The following is a 24809-nucleotide window of genomic DNA, read 5'->3' as shown; positions in this document are numbered from 1 at the left end:
TGGTAAAGAATTAAAAGGTTTAAATCGCAATGGAAAATATGAACTTAAGTAAACATATTTCGGGCCAGTTTAATGCTGAACTTGATGATATCCGTAACCGAGTCTTGGCGATGGGGGGATTGGTTGAGCGTCAACTTGAGCAATCACTTGATGCACTGAGTGCCTTGGATGCCGATCTTGCCCAAAAGGTGATAGAGGGGGATCATAAGGTCAATGGCATGGAAGTGGCTATCGATGAGGAGTGCACGCGGATCATTGCGAAGCGTCAACCAGCGGCGAGCGATCTACGTCTTGTATTAGCTATCTCAAAAACCATTACCGATCTGGAGCGCATTGGTGATGCGTGTGTAAAAATAGCTAAGGCGGCGATGGATAAGCGTTCGAAAAATCAGCAGCCTTTACTAGTTAGTATCGAAAATATGGGTCGTCATGCGACGCGCTTGTTACATGCAACGTTAGATGCGTTAGCACGTATGGATGCAGAGGTTGCGTTAGAGCTCCATAAGGAAGATTTTAAGATAGATAAAGAGTATGAAGGGATCATTCGTCAATTGATGACCTACATGATGGCCGACCCTCGCTCTATTCCTGAAGTTCTTGATGTGCTTTGGGCGGCTCGAGCAGTTGAGCGTGTTGGAGATCGTTGTCAAAATATCTGTGAGTACATCATCTATTATGTCAAAGGGAAAGATGTTCGTCATGTCTCCTACGAAGAGATGGAGAAAGATCTCAACTTGTAAATTGATACTCACTGTTTAAGTGATCTATATCACTAATTTTTCACCTAAAAAAGCAGCATTACGCTGCTTTTTTTCTAATATGGGATATAAAGTAGTCGTTTGTTCAGAATTAACGATAATTTTCCTGTATAGTGTGTAAATCTTTGTGTATAGGCAGATTGTATTCAATAGCGCCAGCCTAGTGTTTTAGGCATATTTTTGGTCGTTATTGAATGGGATTTGCTGTTTCTAAAAGTTAACTTATTCATTTAAAATAAAAATATAGTTTAGCTTCTAGTGTAAAGCCTCAGTGAAATACTGAGTATATAGCCATAACTGGCGTTCACAAATTGTACTTCCCGGCGCAGATACAAGCATTGAGAGTTAATGCCACTTGTATGATGCCTCACCGTCCAATGTTGACCGGGATATTTGTAGTTGCGTGAGCCATACTGAATGGGTTGTAGATGTTTAGTTCATCTATCTCTCTATTTTGGTATATCAACTATTGATTAATTTGCGAGAGTGGTATGTCGATCAAATCCAGTATAAATCCTCCTGTTTTTTTCTCCTCAGTTTTTTTAATCGCGTTAATGGTGTTTGTTGGGGCTGTATGGCCTACACAGGCACAAACCATATTTAAGTCAGCTCAATCTTGGTTCGAATTGAAAGCCGGTTGGTTGTACATTCTAGGCGTTGCTGTATTTCTAATTTTTATTATCTTTGTCATGATGAGCCGATTTGGAGATATTAAGTTAGGTCCAGATCACGCTGAGCCCGATTACAGCTATAAAAGCTGGATTGCCATGCTGTTTTCAGCAGGAATGGGAATTGGTTTGATGTTCTTCGGTGTGGCAGAGCCTGTAATGCATTATCTGGCGCCACCTGATGCGACACCCGCGTCGATTCAAGCGGCAAAAGATGCCATGAAGATCACCTTCTTCCATTGGGGAGTCCATGCTTGGGCCATCTATGCTGTTGTGGCGCTCAGTTTGGCTTATTTTTCCTACCGTCATAAGCTTCCATTGCTTCCACGTAGTGCACTTTACCCATTAATTGGTGAGCGTATCTACGGCCCAATAGGCCATGCTGTCGATACTTTTGCGGTATTAGGCACCATGTTTGGTGTTGCGACCTCTTTAGGTTTTGGCGTATTGCAGGTTAACTCTGGACTTAACTATTTACTGGATGTGCCAGTGAATACCTATATTCAGGTTGGACTGATTATTGCCATCTCTTTGATCGCGACGGTTTCGGTTTTCTCCGGTTTAGATAAAGGGGTGAAGAGGCTCAGCGAGTTGAACCTTGGTTTAGCGGTTTTACTGCTTATTTTTGTGCTGATATTTGGCCCTACGGTCGAGTTACTGCAAGCCTTTGTTCAAAATACTGGTAGCTATTTAAGCGATATCGTCGGCAAGACGTTTAACTTATATGCTTACGAGCAGAAAAATGATTGGATTGGCGGGTGGACGCTACTCTATTGGGGCTGGTGGATCTCATGGTCCCCATTTGTAGGGACGTTTATTGCTCGCGTATCACGTGGACGTACAATCAGGGAGTTTCTTGTTGGGGTGCTATTTGTGCCGACTGCATTTACCTTCCTTTGGATGACGGTATTTGGTAACACGGCTATCGATGCGATTATGAATCATGGCGCGACCTATCTTTCTGATGCGGTATCTTCGGATGTGTCTGTAGCGCTGTTTGTCTTCTTTGAACATATGCCATTGTCTAGCGTGTTATCAACCATTGCGCTGTGTTTGGTGGTGACCTTCTTTGTGACATCGTCAGACTCTGGCTCACTTGTGATAGATAACCTGACATCGGGTGGCGATCATAACGCCCCAGTTTGGCAACGTGTATTTTGGGCATTACTGCAAGGTGTTGTTGCATCTGTGCTGCTGCTTGCGGGTGGGTTACAAGCATTGCAAACTGTTGCGATCGCCAGTGCATTACCTTTCCTGCTTGTGATGCTCTTAATGTGTTTTGGTCTGTATAAAGCCCTAAAAGATGATTGGCTTAAGATCAATAGTGTGCAGTCTCACAATACCAGTGTTCAGTTCACTAAAACCGATGTGAACTGGGAAGATCATATTGATGTCCTGGTCTCTCATCCGAGCCAAAAAGATGCACAAGATTTTCTTGATAATGTGGCAACTCCAGCACTAACTAAGGTGTGTGAGAGCTTTATTAGCAAAGAGATCCCAGCAGAAGTGTTGAATTTTGAGAATCGAATTCGCTTCGTTATCGCCAATGAAGAGTATGATGATTTTGCCTATGGTCTACGTATTCGTGCATTTACTATTATCAATCCTATCGAGAGTGAGCTTGATGGTGGTGAGACTGAATACTACCGTGTTGAGGTGTTCCTCGAGCATGGCGGTCAACATTACGATGTGATGGGCTTTAATCAAGATCAGATCTTAGCCGATGTCGTCACTCAGTATGAGAAGTATCTGCATTATCTGCATCTAACTAATTCTGAGTATGTGGGTGACGAGATTAACGCTTAGTTATTTCTCGGTAGACTCAGTTAATGTTAAACAGCCCTAACTAGGGCTGTTTTTTTATCTACTATTTGGGATTGTTTTTATCTATTGAGCTAATTTTGGGGTAAAATCTCAATTTGATAGTTTCCAGTAGTTTTCGTTATTTTAAGTAGAGATGATCTTTATGTCAGCAAATCAAGGGCAAAGTAAATTAGATAGAGTGTTGGCCGAAGCTAGAGAGTATAAGGCTAAACGTGAAACTGGCTATCGTGAGCAAGCGTTAAAACTCTATCCTTGGGTGTGTGGACGCTGTACCCGTGAGTTCAATAATGCGAATTTACGCGAACTTACCGTACACCATAGAGATCACAATCACGATAACAATCCATCAGATGGTTCTAACTGGGAGCTGTTGTGCCTCTACTGTCATGATAATGAGCACTCCAAATTTGAAGAGTTAATCCAATATGGTGCGACTAAAGAAGCGGTAGTAGAGTCTGCAACTTACAACCCTTTTGCAAACCTTAAAGGTATGATGAAAAAATAATTTTCAAGGCACTTTGCGATAGGTTTTATCTACGACAGTTTTAAATGGAAGAGATAGGCACTTTGCCTATCACATATACCCAAGCTACCTCACGATGCTCGTTTCAGAGCTCCCGTAGGATAGCTGAACAAGGCAGTGATTGAAGATAATGGTTATTCCCTTGTCGATATCACTAACACAGTGCAGGTATCCTACGGGAACTCCCGAAGGGCATGGCGAGAAGCAACATTTTTCTGTGTTATGAAATGATTGAATTAGAATAACTAGTCCTACTATTTCATGCCTTGAACTCTGTTACTTTTCGACATGCTGAATCCTGCATCTTGAAGTTGTTTGGGTATATAGGGTTAAGCTTCTACGGTGTCGCCCTCAAGACGTGCAGCGACCTCTTGCCACTTATCCCTGCTGATCTTTTGACTATTCTCGCCTTTACCTAAGGCGGCTTTTCGTGCAGGGATCTGTTTCCAGACCTCAGCCTTAAAAGCGTTATCAGCTTTACTCCAGCCGACGATCTCATCGATGTTTCGATAGCACCCCATGCAGATATCATCTTCATTTACGCCACACTTCGCTACACAAGGAGATTGAATCATTTTACGTCCACTTTTGATTTTTAGAATAAATTTTTATGGGGTGCGATTTTAATGCTCTTTATCACAGTATTCAATAGCTGTGAGTGTTAGGTATTAAGGGGCGTAGATCAATATATTTTATTGGCGAATAGTGATTAGCTTTTCAGGCTATAGGTTAATCCCTGCAAACTTGGTAGACTTCGCCAGAATTTTTTGTATTTTTTTACACCCACTTTTCAATGGATTATGAAGAGTCATTGGAGGCGTTATGAAAGCGTTACTGCGCTTAAGTGTTATGGCATTGCTTGGTATGTTAACAACAGCATGTTCTTTGCTAGAGGTTAAGCTAGAGAGTGGTATTGAACCTCTTCCTCAAGAGCAGCTGAATATGCGGGTGTTTAGCCGTGACTTTAGCAGCTCTTTTTACAGCAAGGTGGAGCAAACTGCGGACAAAATAGCCCTTCTTCATAAGGATGAAGCTGACGCTATCTTTATCCACTCAAATAGTTTGATGTGGAAAATCTATTCTGAGCAGGCTCTGCAACGCACGATTTTTCAAGCTTCACCCGTAGCTGCCATGGTCGATACCTGGGCGCTAACGGCTCAGATGACAGAGTTTTATGAAACAGGCGCAGGTAAAGCACTCTTTGGCTCAGAGCAAGCGTTAGCCGTTGAGGTAAGCAGGGCCCTACAGGTGCAGTTTGAAGATACCATTAAGGGGTTTGTGAAGCCGGGTGAGTTTGATAAAAACAAGGCATTCATCGAGCAATATGTAGAAAAAAATCCGCTAACTGAGATGACATTTAGCCGTCATTCAGCTTTCAATGACTGGTTAACATTTAGAGGAATTAATGAGTTTGAAGCGGTGACCACCTTCGGCTCAGTGCCTGAAGTGATGAGTGATATCTCTGATCGTATGGCGATGATTGCCGAGCAGATGCCAAAAATCTTAGGTTGGAAGGCGGAGCTATATGCACTTCACTCCAATATTAATGCTGCTGAGATCCAAGATACACTGGCTAATATCAGTGATACTTCAGCTAAGTTTCGCGAGTTAATGGCTCAAAGCCCTGAGATGATGCAGGCGTTAGCTGTGGATATGCGACGCGAATTGAGTCCGCTGTTACAGCAGTTGAGTGAATCAACCGATGACAAGTTAGCGCAACTATCGGTTGAGCGTCAGGCGTTAGAGTTGATGATAAAAAATGAGCGTCTTGCATTAGAGGAGATGGTAAGCAGAGAGCGTGTTGCAGCTGCAGCGAATCTGGATGAGATCTCTAAACATACTGTTGAAGTGGTGTTTCAGGAGTTGACCAAGACGCTTAAGAGCTTAATTCTCTACTTTGTACTTTTCCTCATTGTGGTTTTCTTTGCGCCACTTGGTTTAGGGGTTTGGTTAGGCAAGCGCATGGAGAGTAAACGCTCCGTAAAACAGGCCAAAACATCTTAGTTATTTCAACTTAGCAGCTAATGGACAGGCATTAGCTGCTCTCATCGCTATTATTTCTTCCCTTTATTATCTCACTCAGCATATTGGCACAATTATGCTGTATAATTCGCTCCCTCGGCCTTGGGCTGGAATTTCATTGGTGTAGAGTAGCTTTTCATGTCCCACAGTGCGTTATTATCTCAATTAGATTCTCTGCTGTTACAAAGTCGGCAGCTGTGGCAAGTAAAGGCATTTGACTGTGACAAACTGCCTTGGGAGGAAAACTTCCCAAATCTGGCTGCACTTGTTTGGTCGCTTGAGGATGATACTTTCGATGAGCTAGATAGAGTGCAGGCTGAGCTATTGAACTGTTTATTGCCTGCACTTAACAAAGATCTAGCCCTCTTGTCTGACAGTTGGTCTCTGGAGCTACTGAATATTAAGGCGCCACTCTGCGCAGGTTCTCAAGTCACGCAGATGGAGTTTCAAGATATTGCCCACTTTAGTGCAGGGATCAAGGGGCGAAAGTGGGCTCAAATTACCGCCTTTACTCAAGAGCTACCCATAGATAAGTGCGAAGTACTTGAATGGTGTGCTGGAAAAGGTCACTTAGGAAGATTAATTTCCAAGTCACAGGGAAGAGAGGTGGTCAGTCTTGAGTGGCAGCAATCCCTGTGTGATGCAGGAGAAAAGTTTGCTCAGCAGTGGCAACTTCCACAAAAATTTATCTGCGCTGATGCGTTTGATAATCAGCAAAGTGAGCTTAAAGTTGAGCAGCAAGCGGTTGCTTTGCACGCCTGTGGCGATCTCCATGTTCGTTTACTCTATTTGGCCGCCAAGGCTGGAACTCGTCATATTGCTATCTCTCCCTGCTGTTATCACCTTATTCAGGCGAAGGAGTATCAAGCCATGTCTAAGGTTGGTTTGCAAAGTGAGCTGAGATTGAGTCGCCATGATCTTCAGCTTCCTCTGCAGCAAAGTACAATTGCTAAAGGGAAGCTGCAAGAGTTAAGGCATAGAGAGATCGCGTGGCGTTTAGGTTTTGACTCTTTGCAGCGAGAAGTTAGAGGCGTTTCTTGCTATCTGCCTATCCCTTCGCTGAAGCAGAGTCAGTTAAATGGTGAGTTTTCCACTTTCTGTTACTGGGCTGCTGAGCAGAAGAACGTCGATTTACCAGAGAATCTTAACTTCCAGCGCTTTCTTGAATTGGGTGTGGAGCGACAACGTTTGACTCGAAGAATCGATCTGGTTGCGCATATGTTTCGCGGTGCATTTGAGCATTGGTTACTGCTCGATAGAGTCTGCTATTTAGAGGAGCAGGGTTATCAGGTTACGCTTGAACAGTTTTGTAATAATGAGATAACCCCTAGAAATTTACTGATCAAGGCTAAAAAGTAAGCAAGGTTGGCTTTGTTGTATTAATTGCTCTGTAAGTAGCTATTTATAAATGATATTTATATTTTATTGCGTTTTATAATCTTTAAAAATCTCCGGGATCTCTGTGATGATTAAGGTTTAATGATTAAATATAATGGGCCTTAGGCGGTTTTCTATTGAATCATTAGCTTTTTCTTGCTCAAATGTCGGGTTAACACTAAAAACAATAAATATTGGTTGTTTTTTCACCAATATAGTGAGCGAAATATTACTGTTGCATGAAATATTCCCAAGTATTTATTAATAGCCTGGCATATGAACTGGCACCTGAAGTCGTGTCCACTTCCGATTTAGAATCTCGATTGGCACCGCTATACAAGAAATTTCGCATTCCAATGGGGCAACTTGCCGCATTGACAGGTATTCAAGAGCGTCGCTGGTGGCCTAAGGGTCACAGATTATCTGATGGTGCCTTATCGGCTGCGCATAAAGCGATCGATGAAACAGGCATTCAGGTGAGCGATCTGGGTGCTGTTGTGTATACCGGTGTTTGCCGAGATCAACATGAACCTGCAACCGCATGTCGTATTGCTGCTGAGCTTGGTGTTTCTAAAGATACCGCTATCTACGATATCAGTAACGCCTGTTTAGGTGTGCTTTCTGGCATTTTGGATATCGCTAACCGTATTGAGTTAGGTCAGATAAAAGCAGGCTTAGTGGTTTCATGTGAATCTGCACGCCATATTGTTGATATTACAATCGATAATATGCTTGCTGAACCAACGATGCAGAACTATGCAAAGTCTTTAGCGACGTTAACTGGTGGCTCAGGTGCGGTGGCAGTACTGCTTACCGATGGCAGTTTGCCTTTAAAAAGCGATCGTCAACATCAACTGCTTGGTGCGAGTCACCTTTCAGCCCCAGAGCATCATAATCTTTGTCAGTGGGGGTTGCAGGAAGCAGGTGTGCATCTTTATCGTGAATTTATGCGTACCGATGGTGTTGCTTTACTTAAAGAGGGCGTTGAGCTCGCGCGTCATACTTGGAGCCACTTCCTTGAGCAGAGGGATTGGGTGGTTGAGCAGGTTGATAAGGTTATCTGTCATCAAGTTGGTGCATCCAACCGACGTCAGGTTCTCAACGCCTTGAATATTCCTCAAGAGAAAGAGTTTCCAACTTACCAGTTGCTTGGCAACATGGGCACAGTGTCTTTACCTGTGACCGCTGCTTTGGCGCACGATCAAGGTTTCCTTCAAAAGGGAGATCAGGTGAGCTTTCTTGGCATAGGCAGTGGCTTGAACTGCATGATGTTAGGGATTAAGTGGTAAGTAACACTCTGCATAAAGGCTGTACTCAATTGACTTGAGTGACAGCCTATTAAGCCTATAAAAACAGAGCCTGATTAATCGGGCTTTGTTGATAAAAATATTAGGAAGCGTCATGTTAGACACTCTGTTCCCCTTCAAACGTAACTATCTCGATAGAGATGGGCATAAACTGCAATATGTTAATGAGGGAGAAGGTGAGCCGGTCGTTATGGTTCATGGAAACCCAAGTTGGTCATTTTACTATCGCAATCTAGTCACTGCACTAAGCGGTAAGCATCAATGTATTGTTCCTGATCATATCGGTTGCGGTTTGTCGGATAAGCCCGATGATAGCGGCTATGATTACACCTTAAAAAACCGTATCGACGATCTCGAAGCTCTGCTCGATCATCTTAATGTCAAAGAGAATATCACCTTAGTGGTTCATGATTGGGGCGGGATGATAGGGATGGGTTATGCAGCCCGTTACCCTGAGCGCATTAAACGTCTTGTGGTGTTAAATACTGGCGCCTTTCATCTGCCAGAGTCAAAGCCATTTCCTTGGCCCCTGTGGATCTGTCGTAATACCTTGTTAGGAACGGCTCTGGTTCGTGGTTTTAACGCTTTTTCATCTATCGCCTCCTATGTTGGGGTTAAACGTAAACCTATGCCAGCAGAGATCCGTAAGGCCTATGTTGCACCATTTAACTCTTGGGCTAACCGTATTTCGACATTAAGGTTTGTGCAAGATATTCCGCTTAAGCCAGGTGACAGAAACTATGAGCTGGTATCTGAGATTGCAGCGAGTTTACCTAAGTTTGCTAACGTGCCGACACTGATCTGCTGGGGAATTAAAGATTTTGTTTTCGATAAACACTTCTTAGCTCAGTGGAAAGTGGAGATGCCTCACGCCACCGTACATGAGTTTGCTGATTGTGGTCACTATATTCTAGAAGATGCAAGTGAAGAGGTCGTTGGACATATTAGCGACTTTATCTCAAATGACTCACTTGTCGCGAATAGCTAGTATGACAGTTTGAACAGGTATTAGCGGATCACTCGATCCGCTTTTTTATTGAAAGAAACGAGTAAGGTCACGAATATGACTCTCTCTTCACAAAACCCTTCGGATGACTTTTCAGTTGCGAGAAGTGCAAATCTCTGTCGCCATTTAACCTCGGCATCTCAATCTTTTCCAGAACAGTTGGCCGTTGCTGTACAAACAGCGTCAGGCTCATTTTTCTCACCTAAAACATTAAGCTACCAAGAGCTCAACTTTGGTGAGTTAAACCGTCAAAGTGATAAATTAGCACATGGATTAAATGCTTATGGTATTAAACGCGGCATGAAAGCTGTGCTGATGGTGACCCCGAGTCTGGATTTTTTCACCCTTACATTTGCGCTGTTTAAGGCGGGAGTTATCCCTGTTTTAGTGGATCCTGGCATGGGGGTGAAAAACCTAAAGCAGTGCTTTATTGAATCAGCGCCCGATGCATTTATTGGGATCCCTAAGGCTCACTTGGCCAGAAAAATCTTTGGTTGGGGAAAGGAGAGCGTAAGGTTTCTCCTTACCGCTGGTGGCAGGTGTTTATGGGGCGGGGTGAGTATAGATACACTGCAGCAAGATGCACCAGATACACCTTATCAGATGGCCGTTCTTGATGAAGATGAGATGGCTGCCATTCTGTTTACCAGTGGCAGTACGGGAACCCCTAAAGGAGTTGTCTACTCTCATAAGATGTTTGAAGCTCAAATCACCGCCCTTAAACATGATTACGCAATTGAGCCCGGTGAGCGAGACTTAGCGACTTTTCCACTGTTTTCACTCTTTGGTCCAGCGCTGGGGATGGCCTCAATTGTGCCAGAGATGGATGCCAGTAAACCTATTACAGCTAACCCAGACTACCTGTTTGCTGCCATTGAAAAGTACCAGTGCAGCAATATGTTTGTGAATCCGGCTTTGATTGAACGCTTAGGTCAGGCTGGGGTAACAGATAGTCAGTGTCATCAGTTACCGAGTATTAAGCGCGTGATCTCAGCGGGCGCCCCTGCCACCATCTCTTCAATTAAGCGTTTTAGTCAGATGCTGGGTGAGGGGGTTGAAGTACTTAACTCCTACGGCGCGACCGAATCTCTTCCCCTGAGTAAGATGGCCAGTCAGGCTCTGTTTGCAACCACAGATATCACAGATAACGGTGGTGGGATCTGCGTGGGTGAGGCGATTGATGGTGTGGATATTGCGATTATCGAGATTAATGAGGAGCCCATTAAAACGTGGGATGAAACATTGCGCTTAGGGGCGAATGAGATAGGTGAGATCGTGGTCAAGGGGCCTATGGTGAGCCGCAGCTACTATTGCCGTGACAGTGCCACTGAACAGGCAAAAATTATCGATGGTGATGAGGTGCGTCACCGTATGGGAGATTTAGGCTACCTCGACAGTGAAGGTAAGCTATGGATGTGTGGCCGAAAAGCCCACAGGGTCGATGTAAGCACTCAGTTACCTCATCAACCACAACGTTATTTCTCTATCCCTTGTGAGCGTATTTTTAATACTCATCCTCAAGTGAAGCGTTCGGCATTGGTTGGCGTTAATGTTAACAAGGATACAGTGCCACTTTTATGTATCGAACTTGATACCTCTTTGGCTTGCTCTACTGGTGCAAGTCTCTATGCTGAGCTGAATCAAATAGCACAGAGTCACGAGCAAACTAAGGGGATCTCGCGTTTTTTAGTTCATCCTAGTTTTCCTGTTGATATTCGTCATAACGCCAAGATTTTTCGTGAAAAATTAGCTGTGTGGGCACAAAGTAAACATAAGGAGTAGCTTGAGTATGTCTGAAACGGCAGATATGAATAGACTGGAGTTGCATGACTTTGCCTTTGAGGAGCAAGTTGCGTTAACTAAGCTTAAGGCTAAGGTAGAACACGCTTTTGTGACCGGAGCTGGAGGCTTTCTAGGTAAGGCTATCTGCAAACGTTTACTCGCTGCAGGTATCCAAGTGACTGGTTTTGCAAGAGGGGATTACCCTGAGCTTAGTACCATGGGCGTTAAGATGGTTAAGGGAGATATTGCCGATCAAACAAGTGTTATCGAGGCCATGAGAGGCTGCGATCTGGTTTTTCACGTGGCTTCTAAAGCTGGGGTGTGGGGGAGTAAGTTAAGCTATTTTTCACCTAATGTGGCTGGTGCTGCCAATATCATCCAAGGCTGTAAGCAGTTAGGCATTGCAAACCTTGTTTATACCAGTACGCCAAGCGTAACATTTGCCGGAGAGGATGAAGTGGGGATTGATGAGACAGCACCCTATGCTGACACGTTTTTGAACTATTATGGCGAGTCAAAAGCGGTCGCAGAGAAGATGATGATCGATGCTAATTCAGAGGAGCTGAAAACAGTGTCGCTGAGACCGCATCTTATTTGGGGACCGGAAGACCCTCACCTCGTCCCTCGGGTGATATCTCGAGCAAGAGCTGGCAGACTCAAGCTAGTGGGGAGAGAGGATAAACTGGTTGATACCATCTATGTTGATAATGCAGCTTATGCCCATATTCTCGCGGCTATCAATCTGTCTGAGCCCGATCCTAAAGTCGCGGGAAGAGCTTACTATTTAAGTAATGATGAGCCTATTACCATGGCTGATATGCTGAATAATATTTTAGCTTGTGTCGATATGCCTAAAGTGACTCAACGAGTTCCTGCCAGCTTAGCTTATGGTGTTGGAGTGATACTTGAAGCCTTTTATAGCTTGATGAATAAGCAGGAGGAGCCTGTGATGACTCGGTTTGTGGCAAGGCAGTTATCAACCAGTCACTATTTTAATATCTCTGCTGCGAAAACAGATTTCGGCTATTCAGCTATTGTGAGCATTGACCAAGGCATGGTGAAATTGAGAGAGTATCTCACTGAAATTGAGTAAATCGCTTAGTAAAGCTAAGTCAGTATTTAAAAATGATAATTATTTCAAGGATGAAAGTATCACCTATGCCCCTTTTGAAAACGCAGTTTTTATCAGTCGCAATTTTGGCCTGCTGTGCAGCCACTGTCTCACCAAAGTTAATGGCATCGAGTGTTGAGTCCATGACATTAGCGCTGCTTGCAGATGTTGAGGTCTTGGACACCGGCTCTTCACAAGCTCTCTCCCGGAAAGAGACAAGCCCCTCGGCTCTGAGTTCAAATCCCTTTACTGGTAGTTGGCAGTTGATCTCAGGTCGATACCTAGATGAGGCTGGTATTTGGGTTGACTATCAAGGGCTACACCTTAAAGCGATTAAAGTGATCTCAGATTCACATTTCAGCTTCACCACTGTCAAAGAGACGAGTGAGCAAGGCGTTAATAAATTGGAGTTCTGGGCCGCTGGCACAGGGCGTTACGAATACAGCGACTCTCAATATATCGAGTACCCGACACTTAACTCTTTTGGGGCAAAAGAGGGAGCATCATTTGCCTTTGAATATGAAATGAAGGGGGATAAGCTACATACCAAACGCGTCGAGGCGGGCAAGCTTAAAGAGGTTGAAGTGTGGAGAAAGCTCGATTAATCCTCTTTATGAGAGCGGCAAACAGGCTCTCTTTTGTGTTGCTATACTAAAATCAGATAAGTTGTTTAATCACTTATGTGAGTGGAAAGTATTATGACTACTGATGACCTGCAAGCTTATGTTGATGCATGGAATGAGCATGACATCGAAAAAATCATGTCTTTTATGTCAAAGGATTGTGTATTTGAAACCGGTGGTGGGGCAGAAGTGTATGGCACTCGCCACTCAGGCTTTGAAGCTGTAAAGGCAAGGTTTATCTCTGTGCTTGAAACCATGCCTGATGTTAGCTTTAATCAGGCTAAACATTTTGTACAGGCTGATAGAGGCTGTTCAGAATGGATATTTACCGCCACTAAACCTGACGGCACAAAAATAGAGTTAGAAGGGTGCGATATTTTCACTTTTGACAAGGGTAAGATAAAAGTGAAAAGCTCATTTATGAAGCATCGCCACTAGCAACAAAACCGCTCTCGTGTTTTGATTATAACTTAGGACGTAATCGCTCTGGCAGCTCAAATTCGTTGATTTCGCCTGTGGCAGGACAGGGAAATTTGAGATAGCAAGATGTCAGCTGCAGATTGATATCAGAGTCGCTGGCTATGCCGTGTAACCTGTCACCAACGACAGGATGACCAAGAGAAGCCATATGGATACGAATTTGGTGTTTTCGTCCTGAGTCGATCTTGACCTGCACCAGAGAGCGGTTCTGTTTAGCGTCATATTCAAGTAATTTGGCGTGTGAACAGGCGGTTTTATTGTCTACATCACTATCTACAGTGACCACCTCCTCTCTACCTGAATTGAACTGACCTTCAACAATTACCTGATAATACTTATCTAACTCTCTGAGTTCGAAAAGCTTAGCTAATGCTGCCGTTATGCTTTTACTATGCCCGATCAGAACAAGCCCTGTTGCGGCTCTATCTAAACGATGCACAATGAAAGCGGGTCTATCTGGAGTTAAGTGAGTCTCTGCATAGCGGTTGATGGTAGTGTGGTCGCCCCATTTTGAACCTTGGCATAGCATGCCGTAAGGTTTGTACCAGAGGCTGTATTGGCCCATATCTGCAATAAGTTCGGCATCAGCAACCTGATGCTCAAGCACCTCTTGGTTATAGTAGAGGTGGAGCTCATCACCCACTTTAAGTGATCTCTTGCCACGTCTAAGGCGGGATGTATTGTGCTTGCGGGAGTGCCACACCGCCCCTTTTGTCATGGCTTGCTTTATCTGCTGCTTAGATAACCCACTCTTATCTGCAAGTAAGGAAGCGGCATTGGCCTCACATGAGTCGACATTAATGTGGCATTCAATTTTTGAAAGAGTTGGACTCATAGACTAAGTAGCGTATTTAGGCGATAGTAAGCTGGCAAGTTTACACTATTACAAGTGAGATGTGCTATTGCTTCACTAGCCATTATTATTGCGTTTTAAGTGAAATTGCTGCTTTATTCAGTTTGGTTCCATATTCAAATATTTAAACCTTGTGGGTAGTCTAAAGAGGGGAGTGAGTGCGGATTTTAACTTTTTGTAGCCTATATGTTTTACTGCTTTGTGCATTACCAGTTAACGCCGATCCTCAGGTTATTCGTTACAATATTTCTGATCAATTTGTGGATCCGAAACAGAGCTACTATATCGACTTGCTGCGCTTATCGCTGGACAAGAGTCGTGAACGTTATGGTGATTACCAACTTCAAGCTGTGGTTAGTGAGATGGCTCAGGCCCGTACCGTTCAACTGGTGCAAAAGGGGGAGTTAGACCTAGTGTGGACCATGACCAGTATCGATAGAGAGCGCAGGCTTACTCCAGTTTATTTCCCATTACTTAAGGGCTTAATGGGCTATAGAATTGCGATAATTCGGCGTCAAGATAAGCAGAGGTTCGTCGACATTAAAAGTGTTGAGGAGCTTCAGGTTATTCCTGTTGGTCAAGGAAGTGACTGGCCTGATAGCGATATTTTGCAAAACCAAGGTTTTACCTTAGTAAGGGGGGCGGCTCACAGTTTACTCTCTATGTTGGATATGAATCGATTTGATTACTTTTTACGTGCTCTTCATGAGCCATGGGATGAAGTGCTAGGGCATCCCAGTTTGATGATTGATTCCTCCTTTGTGATCATCTATCCCTCTCCTATCTATTTTTTCGTTAATCCAGACGACAAACTGCTTGCTGAGCGGGTGGAGTATGGTTTGAGGAACGCGTTATTAGATGGAAGTTTCGAAGCACTATTTAATAATCATGCTATTACTTCCCAAGTGATTGAGCGTGCGAATTTACCGCAAAGGCGTATATTTACTCTAGATAATCCGCTACTGTCTCAAGAGAGTAAAAACCTACTGAGTGAAAAGGAACTTTGGTTTAATTTTTGAGTTTAGCTTTCTCTTTTTAGTAGATTCATCATAAGTGAGCCATGACAGAGATTTAATGCAAATTAACTTGTTCTCAGATGAGACGAGGATTAATGTCAATGCTAATGATTTTCAACTCGCCTAACATTCTTACAAGTTTATTAGGCCGCATTGGAGTAGAGCATGAATACACAATTAGCATTGAGAGTAAAAAATTGGATAGAAGCTGATCCAGATCCGCGTTCGAAGAGAGAGCTTCAGCAGTTAGTCGATAACAATGATGACACTGAGCTTGGGAAACGTTTTGCTGGCAGATTGGCTTTTGGTACTGCTGGGTTAAGGGGCGTGGTTGGGGCTGGTCCCATGGGCATGAATCGATTTGTCGTGCAGCAAACCACATCTGGGTTGGGGAGCTATCTGAAAACTCAGGTGAGTGACCTTGACTCACGTGGTGTAGTGATAGGTTATGACGGTCGGCATGATTCCAAGCAGTTTGCCCATGATGCAGCGGGTGTGTTGACGGCGATGGGCATCAAGGTGTATTTGACCAGTAAAGTTGCCGCAACGCCACTCGTTGCTTTTGGTGTACTGCATTTTGGGGCCGCGGCAGGCATAGTGGTGACGGCCAGTCATAATCCCCCACAATATAACGGTTATAAAGTTTACTGGAGTAATGGCGCGCAAATTATCCCACCTCACGACTCAGGTATTGCAGCCTGTGTGCATCAAGCTGCCGATCAATCTATCAGCAAAACTATTGAGTTACTTAGCCTAGAAAAAGCTCGGCTTTCAGGCACCTTAATGATGTTGGAAGATGATTTCTATCAGACCTATCGACAAGGGGTTAAAGGTGCCGAGGTGTTACAAAATCATACTCGGCCAGAGTTAGTGAGCTTAGCTTATACGGCGATGCATGGTGTCGGCGCTGAGATGGCCGAAACATTGCTTAAGGATGTAGGTGTTACTCAGGTGTACTCAGTGGCTGCTCAACGAGAGCCTGATGGGGATTTCCCAACGGTGAATTTCCCTAATCCAGAGGAGAAGGGAGCAATGGATTTAGTGATTGCAGAGGCTGCAAAACATGACGCCATGTTAGCTTGTGCCAACGATCCTGATGCTGATCGCTTTGCTGTTGCGGTTCGAAAATCACCAGGTGATTATCAGATGTTGACAGGTGATCAAGTAGGAGTACTTTTTGGTCATTACTTACTGGAACACGCGCCTAAGGAGCAAGGCCTGACCTGTACGACGATTGTGTCATCAAGCTTATTATCGAAAGTTGCGGCGAGCATGGGGGCAAGGTGTATCACGACACTGACGGGCTTTAAATGGCTTATGAACGTGGCGATAGCAGAACAAACTTCTGATAACCGTTTTTTGTTTGCCTATGAAGAGGCGTTAGGTTATACCGTTGGGGATATGGTGTGGGACAAAGATGGGCTATCTGCGCTCGTGGCTTTCTCACAATTAACCGCTGAACTTGCAAGCAAAGGCGAGACGATTTGGGATAGATTAGCGGATATCTACCAAGAACATGGCTTCCATCTTAACGCTCAGGTGAGTATTGCATTAAAACCCGATACGCCAAATATAGGTGCTTACCTTCGTGAACACCCACCAGTGACTGTGGCTGGACGTAGTGTGATATCTATTGATGATATCAGTTGTGGCGAGCGCAGATTTGCAGACGGCCGACTCGAAACCATAGCGCTACCAGCGAGTGACGTGCTTATTTACAGCTTAGAGGGGGGGGCTAGAGTGATTGTAAGGCCCTCAGGAACTGAGCCTAAAATAAAATGTTATTACGAAGTTGTTGAAATTATGAGATTAGATGATAGTTTAGAAAAAGCTCAATTAAGAGCACGCGCTCAAATGGATAAATTTATTGAAGCTCACCAAGCTTCATTACCTAAGTAGTTTTGACAAGGGAGGGTCAGTGAACTTGTGATATTTTTTAATCGATGTTTGCAAGTTCATTTTACATTTATAGGATCACGCTGAGGAAATAAATTAGACGTACCAATTTAGGGCTAAACTAGAAGAACTCATCTAATTTTTAGTGAGGATTGGCTCATGAGAGTTTGGTTCGTCTCTTTAAGCGTGATTGTCTCCAATTCAGTGTCTAGTGTACTGGCACTCATTTTATATCTGCTTCCTTTAGTTTGTCTCGCTGCGACAACGGATGATTTTGTGATAACCATAAAATCTGATAATGCCGGCACCTCTTCTGATGTTCAGTTCACCCTCCCAACCACAGGTAGCGGATATAATTACAATATCGATTGTGATGATGACGGTACCGATGAAGCTACCGCTCAAACTGCTGATTACACTTGTGATTACACCTCCTTGGGCGGTGCAGGGACTTATACAGTCAGAGTTGAAGATAACTCTGGTGCCAGTACAGGGTTTCCCCGAATATATTTTAATAATGGAGGAGACAAGGAGAAGATACTTACCGTTCAACAGTGGGGAACGGGAAAGTGGACTAGCATGCAAAGTGCTTTTCAGGGAGCTGTCAATCTCACAGTGCCGGCCACCGACGTACCAGATTTAGCTTTGGTAACCTCTACGAGATCTATGTTTGATGGGGCTACTCTAGCTAATCCAAATACCAGTAGTTGGAATACCTCTGCGGTGACTAGCATGAGGTCGATGTTTTTAAATGCAACTTCAGCTACCCCAGACACCAGCAGCTGGGATACCTCCTCTGTTACCAATATGAGATCCATTTTTAATGGTGCAACATCTGCTAATCCAGATGTGAGTAGTTGGGATACCTCATCTGCAACTAGCATGTATGCTATGTTTTTTGGCGCGACATCGGCTACGCCTGATACCAGTAGTTGGGATACCTCTTCGGTGACCACAATGCGATCTATGTTTAGTGGTGCAACGGCTGCAAACCCGGACACTAGTGGATGGAATATGTCTGCGGTGACTTCAATTAAACTTATGTTTTTTAACGCAGAAGTTGCAACCCCTAATACAAGTAGTTGGAATACATCAGCCGTAATTGATATGTCATCAGCATTTTCGGGAGCTACAAATGCCAATCCAAATGTCAGCTCTTGGGATACAAGTAATGTCACAACGATGGAGGGAATGTTTTGGGATGCGACTAATGCCAATCCAGATGTGAGCTCGTGGAATACGGCTAGTGTAACCCAAATGAGCAACATGTTTAATGGTGCGACTGTGGCGGAGCCTGACACATCATTGTGGGATACGGCAGCTGTTACCAATATGAGTTATATGTTCCTCGACGCTATCAATGCCAATCCGAATGTGAGTGCTTGGAATACGGGCAGTGTGACTAATATGGAGGGAATGTTTAGAGCGGCTACCAGTGCGATACCTGATGTCAGTGGATGGAATACTAACAGTGTGACGAATATGAGTTACTTGTTCCTCGATGCGACAAGTGCTACTCCCAATACTACCGCTTGGAACACAAGTAATGTTGTCACTTTAGAAGGGATGTTTTGGGATGCGACTAATGCCAATCCAGATGTAAGTTCATGGAATACAGCTAATGTTACCAATATGAACTTCGTATTTCTCGACGCAAGCAGTGCCAATCCTGATGTCAGCGCTTGGAATACCAGCTCAGTCATCACAATGAACAATATGTTTCAGCGGGCTTTATCTGCTAACCCCGACGTCAGTAATTGGGATGTCTCGAACGTCACCCAAATGAGTTCAATGTTTTCAGAGGTCACACTTACCACAGCTAACTATGATGCGCTGCTTACTGCTTGGAATGGGCAAACCCTACAAAATGGGGTTAGCTTTGACGGAGGGAACTCCAAGTATTGTAGTGGTGAGTCTGCTAGAGACAATTTGATCGCCAGCGATAGCTGGGTGATTACTGATGGAGGAAAAAGTTGCCCTGATATGCATTTTGTGACCACATGGAAAACAGATAATAGTGGCAGTTCAAACAGTACATCAATAACCATTCCTACTACCGGAACGGGATACTCATATGATGTAGATTGGGATAATGATGGTACTTTTGATGAGTTTGGATTAACAGGCTCGGTGACTCATGATTTTGGCGCTGCTGGTAATCGAACGGTACGAATACGGGGGGAATTTCCTAGGATCTACTTCAGCAATGCTGGAGATAAGGAGAAAATACTCTCGGTAGACCAGTGGGGAGCAGGTGTCTGGACCAGTATGCAAGATGCATTTTATGGTGCAAGTAATCTCACCGTGCCAGCAACAGATGCACCAGTTTTGACCAGTGTTACGAGCTTAAGGGCGATGTTTCGTGATGCGACAACCATGGATGATGATATTAATCACTGGGACACCTCAAATATCACTAACATGTTGGATACGTTTAGAGGTGCTTCAGCGTTCAATCAAAACATCAGTAGCTGGGATACTTCCAAGGTGTTCACTATGCAGGCCATGTTCGAAGGAGCCAGTGCTTTTAACCAGAACATTTCGACCTGGGACACTTCAGCATTGATCACCATGTTAACCATGTTTCAGGATGCCAATGATTTCAATCAACCTATTGGTACGTGGAATACATCTAAAGTCACCAATATGTCTTTTCTGTTTGATGGTGCGACCGCCTTTAATCAGGACATCAGTAGCTGGGATACATCCAAAGTGACCGTTATGGTCTCTATGTTTCAAGATGCCACCAACTTTGACCAAAACCTAGCTAACTGGGATATCCCCAATGTTAACAATATGAACCTGATGTTTTCTGGGGTGACCTTATCAAAATCAAACTATGATGCACTTTTGATTGGTTTTAACGCTCAGGTTCTACAAAGTGGCGTTTCATTTGATGGGGGCAACTCAGTGTATTGCGCCGGAGAAGGTGCGCGGGCAAATATGATTGCTAGTGATAGTTGGGTCATTACAGACGGTGGAAAAGAGTGTACACCAGTAACGCCATCGCAGACACCCGATCTGCTTGTTACATCGGACTCTGGAGTGGTGAGCAGTGACAATATTACATTAGACAACACGCCAAGCCTTGATATTAATTGTAGCAATATTGGTAATACAATTACGCTTTACTCCGACAACCCTACTACAAATACTAATCTTGCTACCCAGATCTGCACTAGCGTGGGAACAGAATCTATTACAGCAAGTGTATTGTCTGATGGTGATCATAATATCAGTTATACCGATACTTTATCAGGGGATGAATCAGCCCATTCTCCAACGTTATTAGTGAAGATTGATACTGCAGAACCAGCTGTACCAAGTTGTAGCAGTAGCCCTAGTACGGCTAATGATTCCACCAATATCTCCACTACTTGTACAGGAGTAGAGACGGGGTCAAGCTTGACCATTGTAAATATGAGTTGTTCACCAACGCCTGCTACAACAAGTAATACAGTTTTATGTAGCGGCACTATCGGCTCTGGTGGAGGAGAGATATCGACCAGTAATGATACCGTTTCAGTCACCGATCTGGCAGGTAACAGTCAAACGGGTGAGACAACTGGGCTGGTGATCGATAATAGTGCCCCTGCTATAACTGAGAGCCTTGTTATTTCTACGCCTACATCAGACAGTACGCCAAGTTACAGTTTCAGCAGCACAGAAGCTGGCAGTATCAGTTACTTAGGTAGCTGTAGTTCAGCGACCTCGGTGGCAGTCAGTGGCAGTAATACCATTACCTTTAATGCATTAGCTGATGGCAACTACAGCGATTGTCAGCTGCGGGTGACAGATTCAGCAGGTAATCTTTCGAACCTCTTAAGTGTCAGCAGTTTTGTAGTGGATAGCGCAGGGGCTAGTTTGAGTGAGGTCACCCCTGTCGCTACGCCCACATCAGACAGTACGCCGAGTTACAGCTTCAGCAGCACAGAAGCGGGCAGTATCAGTTACTTAGGCAGCTGTAGTTCAGCAACCTCGGTGGCAGTCAGTGGCAGTAATACCATCACCTTTAATGCATTAGCTGATGGCAACTACAGCGATTGTCAGCTGCGGGTGACAGATTCAGCAGGCAATCTTTCGAGCTTACTCAGTGTCAGCAGTTTTGTGGTGGACAGCGCAGGGGCTAGTTTGAGTGAGGTCACCCCTGTCGCTACGCCCACATCAGACAGCACGCCAAGTTACAGTTTTAGCAGTACAGAAGCGGGCAGTATCAGTTACTTAGGCAGCTGTAGTTCAGCGACCTCGGTGGCAGTCAGTGGCAGTAATATCATCACCTTTAATGCATTAGCTGATGGTAACTACAGCGATTGTCAGCTGCGGGTGACCGATCCTGCAGGTAATCTTTCGAACTTACTCAGTGTCAGTAGTTTTGTGGTGGACAGTGCAGGGGCTAGTTTGAGTGAGGTCACCCCTGTCGCTACGCCCACATCAGACAGCACGCCAAGTTACAGTTTTAGCAGCACAGAAGCGGGGAGTATCAGTTACTTAGGCAGCTGTAGTTCAGCGACCTCGGTGGCAGTCAGTGGCAGTAATACCATCACCTTTAATGTATTAGCTGATGGCAACTACAGTGATTGTCAGCTGCGGGTGACCGATCCTGCAGGTAATCTTTCGAACTTACTCAGTGTCAGCAGTTTTGTGGTGGACAGCGCAGGGGCTAGTTTGAGTGAGGTCACCCCTGTCGCTACGCCCACATCAGACAATAAGCCAAGTTACAGTTTCAGCAGCACAGAAGCGGGCAGTATCAGCTACTTAGGCAGTTGTAGCTCAAGCACTGTTATCGCAGCAGAAGGTGAAAATACGATCACCTTTAATGAGCTTGAAGATGGCTACTATAGTGATTGTCAGCTGCGCGTTACTGATATTGCTGGAAATGCCTCTAATCTATTAAGTGTAACTGCATTCGTTGTTGATAAATTACTGCTTAGTTTAGAAACACAGTTACCAGATACCTTGTTGCAAGATGAGCATCTGCTCGTGACACAAAAAGTGATTGGAGGAGAAGCTCCTTTTGTATTTCGGGCTGATAATTTACCCGAATGGCTGCAACTCGATAGTGCAACAGGGGAGGTCAAAGGTGCACCTGGAGTCAAAGATATTGCGACCTATTCAGGCATAACTTTCCATATTAGCGATTCACAAGAGAGAGAGGCGAAAAGTGTTACGTTTGAACTTAGGGTGATAGATATCAATGATGCCCCTATAGCCGAAGATGATAGCTTTACGCTTGTAGAGGGGCAGAAGGGGCTGATAGAGGTTTTAGTTAATGACTCAGACCCTGATGAAGAGGATCTTATCACACTGCAGGAGGCAAGTGCTGTGTTGGGAGAGGTGACGCTTGTCGGTGATAAACTGGAATACCAAAGCCCTCTTGATTTTGTGGGAACAGATATTCTCAGCTACACCATTGCCGATAGTGGTGGATTGACAGCGACAGCGAACGTTGAGGTATCAATTACCAGTGATCCTGAGTTAGGGGCACCACCTACTTTAGTGTTACCACAAGATATTGAGGTTAATGCTACAGGCCTACTCACAAAAGTTTCATTAGGGTTTGCCACTGCAAAGGATCATCTGGGTAACCCTATTAGCGTTAGCCAATCGTCGGGAAGTTACTTTGAGCCAGGTAATCATCAGGTTTTATGGACGGCAGAGGATGCCAGGGGGCGCAAAACTAGCCGCAGCCAAAGTGTTAAAGTTCACCCTTTAATCTCTCTTCGTAGTGATACTCATGTACAGGAGGGGGGCGCGGTGAGTCTGGGGTTCTATCTTAATGGTGATGCCCCTAATTACCCCGTTGTATTGGACTATTCACTCGGCGGTACTGCAGATGAAAATGATCATGATCTCCACTCTGGTAGCATAAGTTTAACTCAAGGACGTCTGGGGCATATCCATTTTAAAACCTTTAGTGATTCTCTGATTGAGGGAGATGAAACTTTAGAGATTAAGTTATCTGACGAGGCCAACCTTGCAGGAAAGTCTGTGCATTTACTCACGATCACGGAAGAGGCTCACGCGCCCGATATCAGATTGAAGCCACTTCAAGCTGGTGTCGAAACCTATACGGTCAAAGATACTGAGGGGCTAGTCACTGTTTATACTCTTGTGGATTCGGGTGATGTTGCAGAGGCTTCCTATCGGTGGTTTTCGAGTGAAGAGATTGTGAACCACTCTACCCAAGCATCCCAATTTGTGTTTGACCCTCAAGAGATCTCACCTGGCAATGTGCAGATAAGCTTAGTGTTAACTTCTGCTCAAGGGCTTGAGGTGACAGCAAGAGTTAATATGTTAATCCAGTCGCAAGCAGTTGTGCTTGCGACTCCTGAAAACTGTTCAGTCATCAATGAGCAAGAGAGTGATGGTCGTCTCTTTTTGGTTGAGAGTGAGGCTGAAACCTGCATTATGCGAGGTGACTTTGCTCTACAGAGCCGCTCTGGAGGAATTCAAATTTTAGATGATGAGTTGACATCACTGTTGGATAATAGCCAAATTTTAGAGGGCGGCGTATTCGATTTTGTCATTTTTGGTAAGCCCAAAGGGAGTGATTATCAAGTGGTATTTCCACAGCGAAAACCTATTCCGAAAGAGGCCGTATATTTAAAATTCTCTCAACAGGGCAGTGAATGGGTTGATTTTGATACCAGTGAGGGGGATCAATTGGCAAGCGCTCATTCAAATCAAGGTTTATGTCCTGAGCCGAATGATCCTAGTTGGATCTCTGGGCTTACGGCAGGAGATTGGTGTCTGAGGTTAACCATTAGAGAGGGAGGGTTGAATGATTCCGATGGCATGGAAAATGGTATTTTGATGGATCCCGGCGGATTAACAGATCTTGAAAGTTTTAAATCGATTGATAATCATGATCCCGTTGCAGTGGATGATGTTATTGAGTTGGTGAGAGGGGGAGAGGTGTCACTGGACGTACTAGACAATGACAGCGATAGTGATGGTGATAATCTTGTGGTTATTGAAGCTGTTGCTGAACTTGGCTCGACTGAAATTATTGATGGGGTTATCTGGTATCGACCAATTTCTGAAAGCTTTTTGGGAAATGATACTATCAGCTATGTGATTTCAGATGAGATGGGCGGAGTCGCTAAAGCGAATGTCTTGCTTGATGTGGTAACGGGAAATTCATTACCGCTGGCTGTTAATGATGAGCTGACCATGTTGGTGAATTCACAAGCAAGCATAGATGTACTGAGTAATGATAGCGATCCTGATGGCGATCGACTATCACTGCACAGGGTATCGTCTGATATTGGCAGAGTGGAGGTGAGTGGGGATAAGCTGCTGATCACTCCAGATAGAGAGTTTCTAGGTGAATTTCAGGTTACCTATTTTATTATCGACCCTTCAGGTGCAATGGCAGCGGCGCAAGTTCATATCACGGTTAAAGAGGGGGAGAAAATAGAGATTAAAAATGACTCTGGAGGAGTGATGAGTTTGCTGCTTCTTCTCCTGTTGTACTCCTCTATACTGCGTTTATGGTCATATAGAGGATCAAGATTGTAAATGCCAGTTAAGGAGACAAAAGCCGTTAAGCTTTGTCTCCTT

General features: G+C 44.4%; 16 protein-coding genes. 14 read left to right on the top strand and 2 right to left on the bottom strand.

Annotation, left to right across the window (positions count from 1 at the left end; genetic code table 11):
* Positions 1-29 precede the first annotated feature (29 nt).
* The 3 genes from phoU to K0625_RS01675 all read left to right on the top strand — a co-directional run bounded on the left by phoU (position 30) and on the right by K0625_RS01675 (position 3755).
* Complete coding sequence (gene phoU, locus K0625_RS01685) at positions 30-740, top strand: phosphate signaling complex protein PhoU (protein WP_220108063.1); 711 nt, start codon at positions 30-32, stop codon at positions 738-740.
* Positions 741-1249: 509 nt separating this feature from the next.
* The gene (locus tag K0625_RS01680) at positions 1250-3232 is read left to right on the top strand and encodes a BCCT family transporter (protein WP_220108062.1); all 1983 of its coding nucleotides are present in this window, start codon (positions 1250-1252) and stop codon (positions 3230-3232) included.
* 160 nt (positions 3233-3392) lie between these two features.
* Entirely contained in the window at positions 3393-3755 is a 363-nt protein-coding gene (locus tag K0625_RS01675; protein ID WP_012325770.1) for a YajD family HNH nuclease, read from the top strand.
* Positions 3756-4102: 347 nt separating this feature from the next.
* Here K0625_RS01675 and K0625_RS01670 read toward each other — a convergent pair whose 3' ends face one another.
* Positions 4103-4348, bottom strand: coding sequence for a DUF1289 domain-containing protein (locus tag K0625_RS01670; protein WP_220108061.1), 246 nt, complete (start codon positions 4346-4348; stop codon positions 4103-4105).
* A 247-nt stretch (positions 4349-4595) separates the two neighbouring features.
* Between K0625_RS01670 and K0625_RS01665 the strand changes: the two genes are divergently transcribed.
* The 8 genes from K0625_RS01665 to K0625_RS01630 all read left to right on the top strand — a co-directional run bounded on the left by K0625_RS01665 (position 4596) and on the right by K0625_RS01630 (position 13439).
* On the top strand, positions 4596-5777 hold the full coding sequence (locus K0625_RS01665) for a chemotaxis protein (protein ID WP_220108060.1): 1182 nt from the start codon (positions 4596-4598) through the stop codon (positions 5775-5777).
* A gap of 156 nt (positions 5778-5933) precedes the next feature.
* Positions 5934-7154: a methyltransferase gene (locus tag K0625_RS01660; RefSeq protein WP_220108059.1), complete on the top strand. Its 1221-nt coding sequence runs from the start codon at positions 5934-5936 to the stop codon at positions 7152-7154.
* A 257-nt stretch (positions 7155-7411) separates the two neighbouring features.
* Positions 7412-8461 carry a 3-oxoacyl-ACP synthase III gene (locus tag K0625_RS01655; RefSeq protein WP_012325766.1) on the top strand — a complete coding sequence of 350 codons (1050 nt, stop codon included), beginning with the start codon at positions 7412-7414 and terminating at the stop codon, positions 8459-8461.
* A gap of 112 nt (positions 8462-8573) precedes the next feature.
* The gene (locus tag K0625_RS01650) at positions 8574-9467 is read left to right on the top strand and encodes an alpha/beta fold hydrolase (RefSeq protein ID WP_220108058.1); all 894 of its coding nucleotides are present in this window, start codon (positions 8574-8576) and stop codon (positions 9465-9467) included.
* A 75-nt stretch (positions 9468-9542) separates the two neighbouring features.
* Complete coding sequence (gene oleC / locus K0625_RS01645) at positions 9543-11267, top strand: olefin beta-lactone synthetase (RefSeq protein WP_220108057.1); 1725 nt, start codon at positions 9543-9545, stop codon at positions 11265-11267.
* A 7-nt stretch (positions 11268-11274) separates the two neighbouring features.
* Entirely contained in the window at positions 11275-12360 is a 1086-nt protein-coding gene (gene oleD, locus K0625_RS01640; RefSeq protein ID WP_220108056.1) for a 2-alkyl-3-oxoalkanoate reductase, read from the top strand.
* A gap of 65 nt (positions 12361-12425) precedes the next feature.
* Positions 12426-12983: a hypothetical protein gene (locus tag K0625_RS01635; protein WP_232846870.1), complete on the top strand. Its 558-nt coding sequence runs from the start codon at positions 12426-12428 to the stop codon at positions 12981-12983.
* 93 nt (positions 12984-13076) lie between these two features.
* Positions 13077-13439, top strand: coding sequence for a nuclear transport factor 2 family protein (locus K0625_RS01630; RefSeq protein ID WP_220108055.1), 363 nt, complete (start codon positions 13077-13079; stop codon positions 13437-13439).
* 25 nt (positions 13440-13464) lie between these two features.
* Here K0625_RS01630 and K0625_RS01625 read toward each other — a convergent pair whose 3' ends face one another.
* Positions 13465-14316: an RluA family pseudouridine synthase gene (locus tag K0625_RS01625; RefSeq protein ID WP_220108054.1), complete on the bottom strand. Its 852-nt coding sequence runs from the start codon at positions 14314-14316 to the stop codon at positions 13465-13467.
* A 176-nt stretch (positions 14317-14492) separates the two neighbouring features.
* On the opposite strand from K0625_RS01625, the gene K0625_RS01620 reads away from it, so the two are divergent.
* The 3 genes from K0625_RS01620 (at position 14493) to K0625_RS01610 (ending at position 24767) form a co-directional block, all read left to right on the top strand.
* Complete coding sequence (locus K0625_RS01620; protein ID WP_220108053.1) at positions 14493-15353, top strand: transporter substrate-binding domain-containing protein; 861 nt, start codon at positions 14493-14495, stop codon at positions 15351-15353.
* 162 nt (positions 15354-15515) lie between these two features.
* A complete protein-coding gene (locus K0625_RS01615) occupies positions 15516-17249 on the top strand; it encodes a phospho-sugar mutase (protein ID WP_220108052.1) in 1734 nt (577 codons plus the stop codon).
* 156 nt (positions 17250-17405) lie between these two features.
* A complete protein-coding gene (locus K0625_RS01610) occupies positions 17406-24767 on the top strand; it encodes a BspA family leucine-rich repeat surface protein (protein WP_220108051.1) in 7362 nt (2453 codons plus the stop codon).
* The last annotated feature ends 42 nt before the right edge of the window (positions 24768-24809 follow it).

The organism is Shewanella nanhaiensis (genome assembly GCF_019457885.1).
GTDB lineage: Bacteria > Pseudomonadota > Gammaproteobacteria > Enterobacterales > Shewanellaceae > Shewanella > Shewanella nanhaiensis.
Note: the sequence above shows the minus strand (reverse complement) of the source record. Positions and strands in the feature narration are given on the sequence as shown.

What these genes read in the sequence shown, in the direction of transcription:
- K0625_RS01630 (WP_220108055.1), top strand. Translation starts at nt 13,077, where the DNA reads ATGACTACTGATGACCTGCAAGCTTATGTTGATGCATGGAATGAGCAT.
- K0625_RS01610 (WP_220108051.1), top strand. Translation starts at nt 17,406, where the DNA reads ATGAGAGTTTGGTTCGTCTCTTTAAGCGTGATTGTCTCCAATTCAGTG.
- oleC (WP_220108057.1), top strand. Translation starts at nt 9,543, where the DNA reads ATGACTCTCTCTTCACAAAACCCTTCGGATGACTTTTCAGTTGCGAGA.
- K0625_RS01615 (WP_220108052.1), top strand. Translation starts at nt 15,516, where the DNA reads ATGAATACACAATTAGCATTGAGAGTAAAAAATTGGATAGAAGCTGAT.
- K0625_RS01625 (WP_220108054.1), bottom strand. Translation starts at nt 14,316, where the DNA reads ATGAGTCCAACTCTTTCAAAAATTGAATGCCACATTAATGTCGACTCA.
- oleD (WP_220108056.1), top strand. Translation starts at nt 11,275, where the DNA reads ATGTCTGAAACGGCAGATATGAATAGACTGGAGTTGCATGACTTTGCC.
- K0625_RS01660 (WP_220108059.1), top strand. Translation starts at nt 5,934, where the DNA reads ATGTCCCACAGTGCGTTATTATCTCAATTAGATTCTCTGCTGTTACAA.
- K0625_RS01655 (WP_012325766.1), top strand. Translation starts at nt 7,412, where the DNA reads ATGAAATATTCCCAAGTATTTATTAATAGCCTGGCATATGAACTGGCA.
- K0625_RS01665 (WP_220108060.1), top strand. Translation starts at nt 4,596, where the DNA reads ATGAAAGCGTTACTGCGCTTAAGTGTTATGGCATTGCTTGGTATGTTA.
- K0625_RS01635 (WP_232846870.1), top strand. Translation starts at nt 12,426, where the DNA reads ATGCCCCTTTTGAAAACGCAGTTTTTATCAGTCGCAATTTTGGCCTGC.
- K0625_RS01670 (WP_220108061.1), bottom strand. Translation starts at nt 4,348, where the DNA reads ATGATTCAATCTCCTTGTGTAGCGAAGTGTGGCGTAAATGAAGATGAT.
- K0625_RS01675 (WP_012325770.1), top strand. Translation starts at nt 3,393, where the DNA reads ATGTCAGCAAATCAAGGGCAAAGTAAATTAGATAGAGTGTTGGCCGAA.
- phoU (WP_220108063.1), top strand. Translation starts at nt 30, where the DNA reads ATGGAAAATATGAACTTAAGTAAACATATTTCGGGCCAGTTTAATGCT.
- K0625_RS01680 (WP_220108062.1), top strand. Translation starts at nt 1,250, where the DNA reads ATGTCGATCAAATCCAGTATAAATCCTCCTGTTTTTTTCTCCTCAGTT.
- K0625_RS01650 (WP_220108058.1), top strand. Translation starts at nt 8,574, where the DNA reads ATGTTAGACACTCTGTTCCCCTTCAAACGTAACTATCTCGATAGAGAT.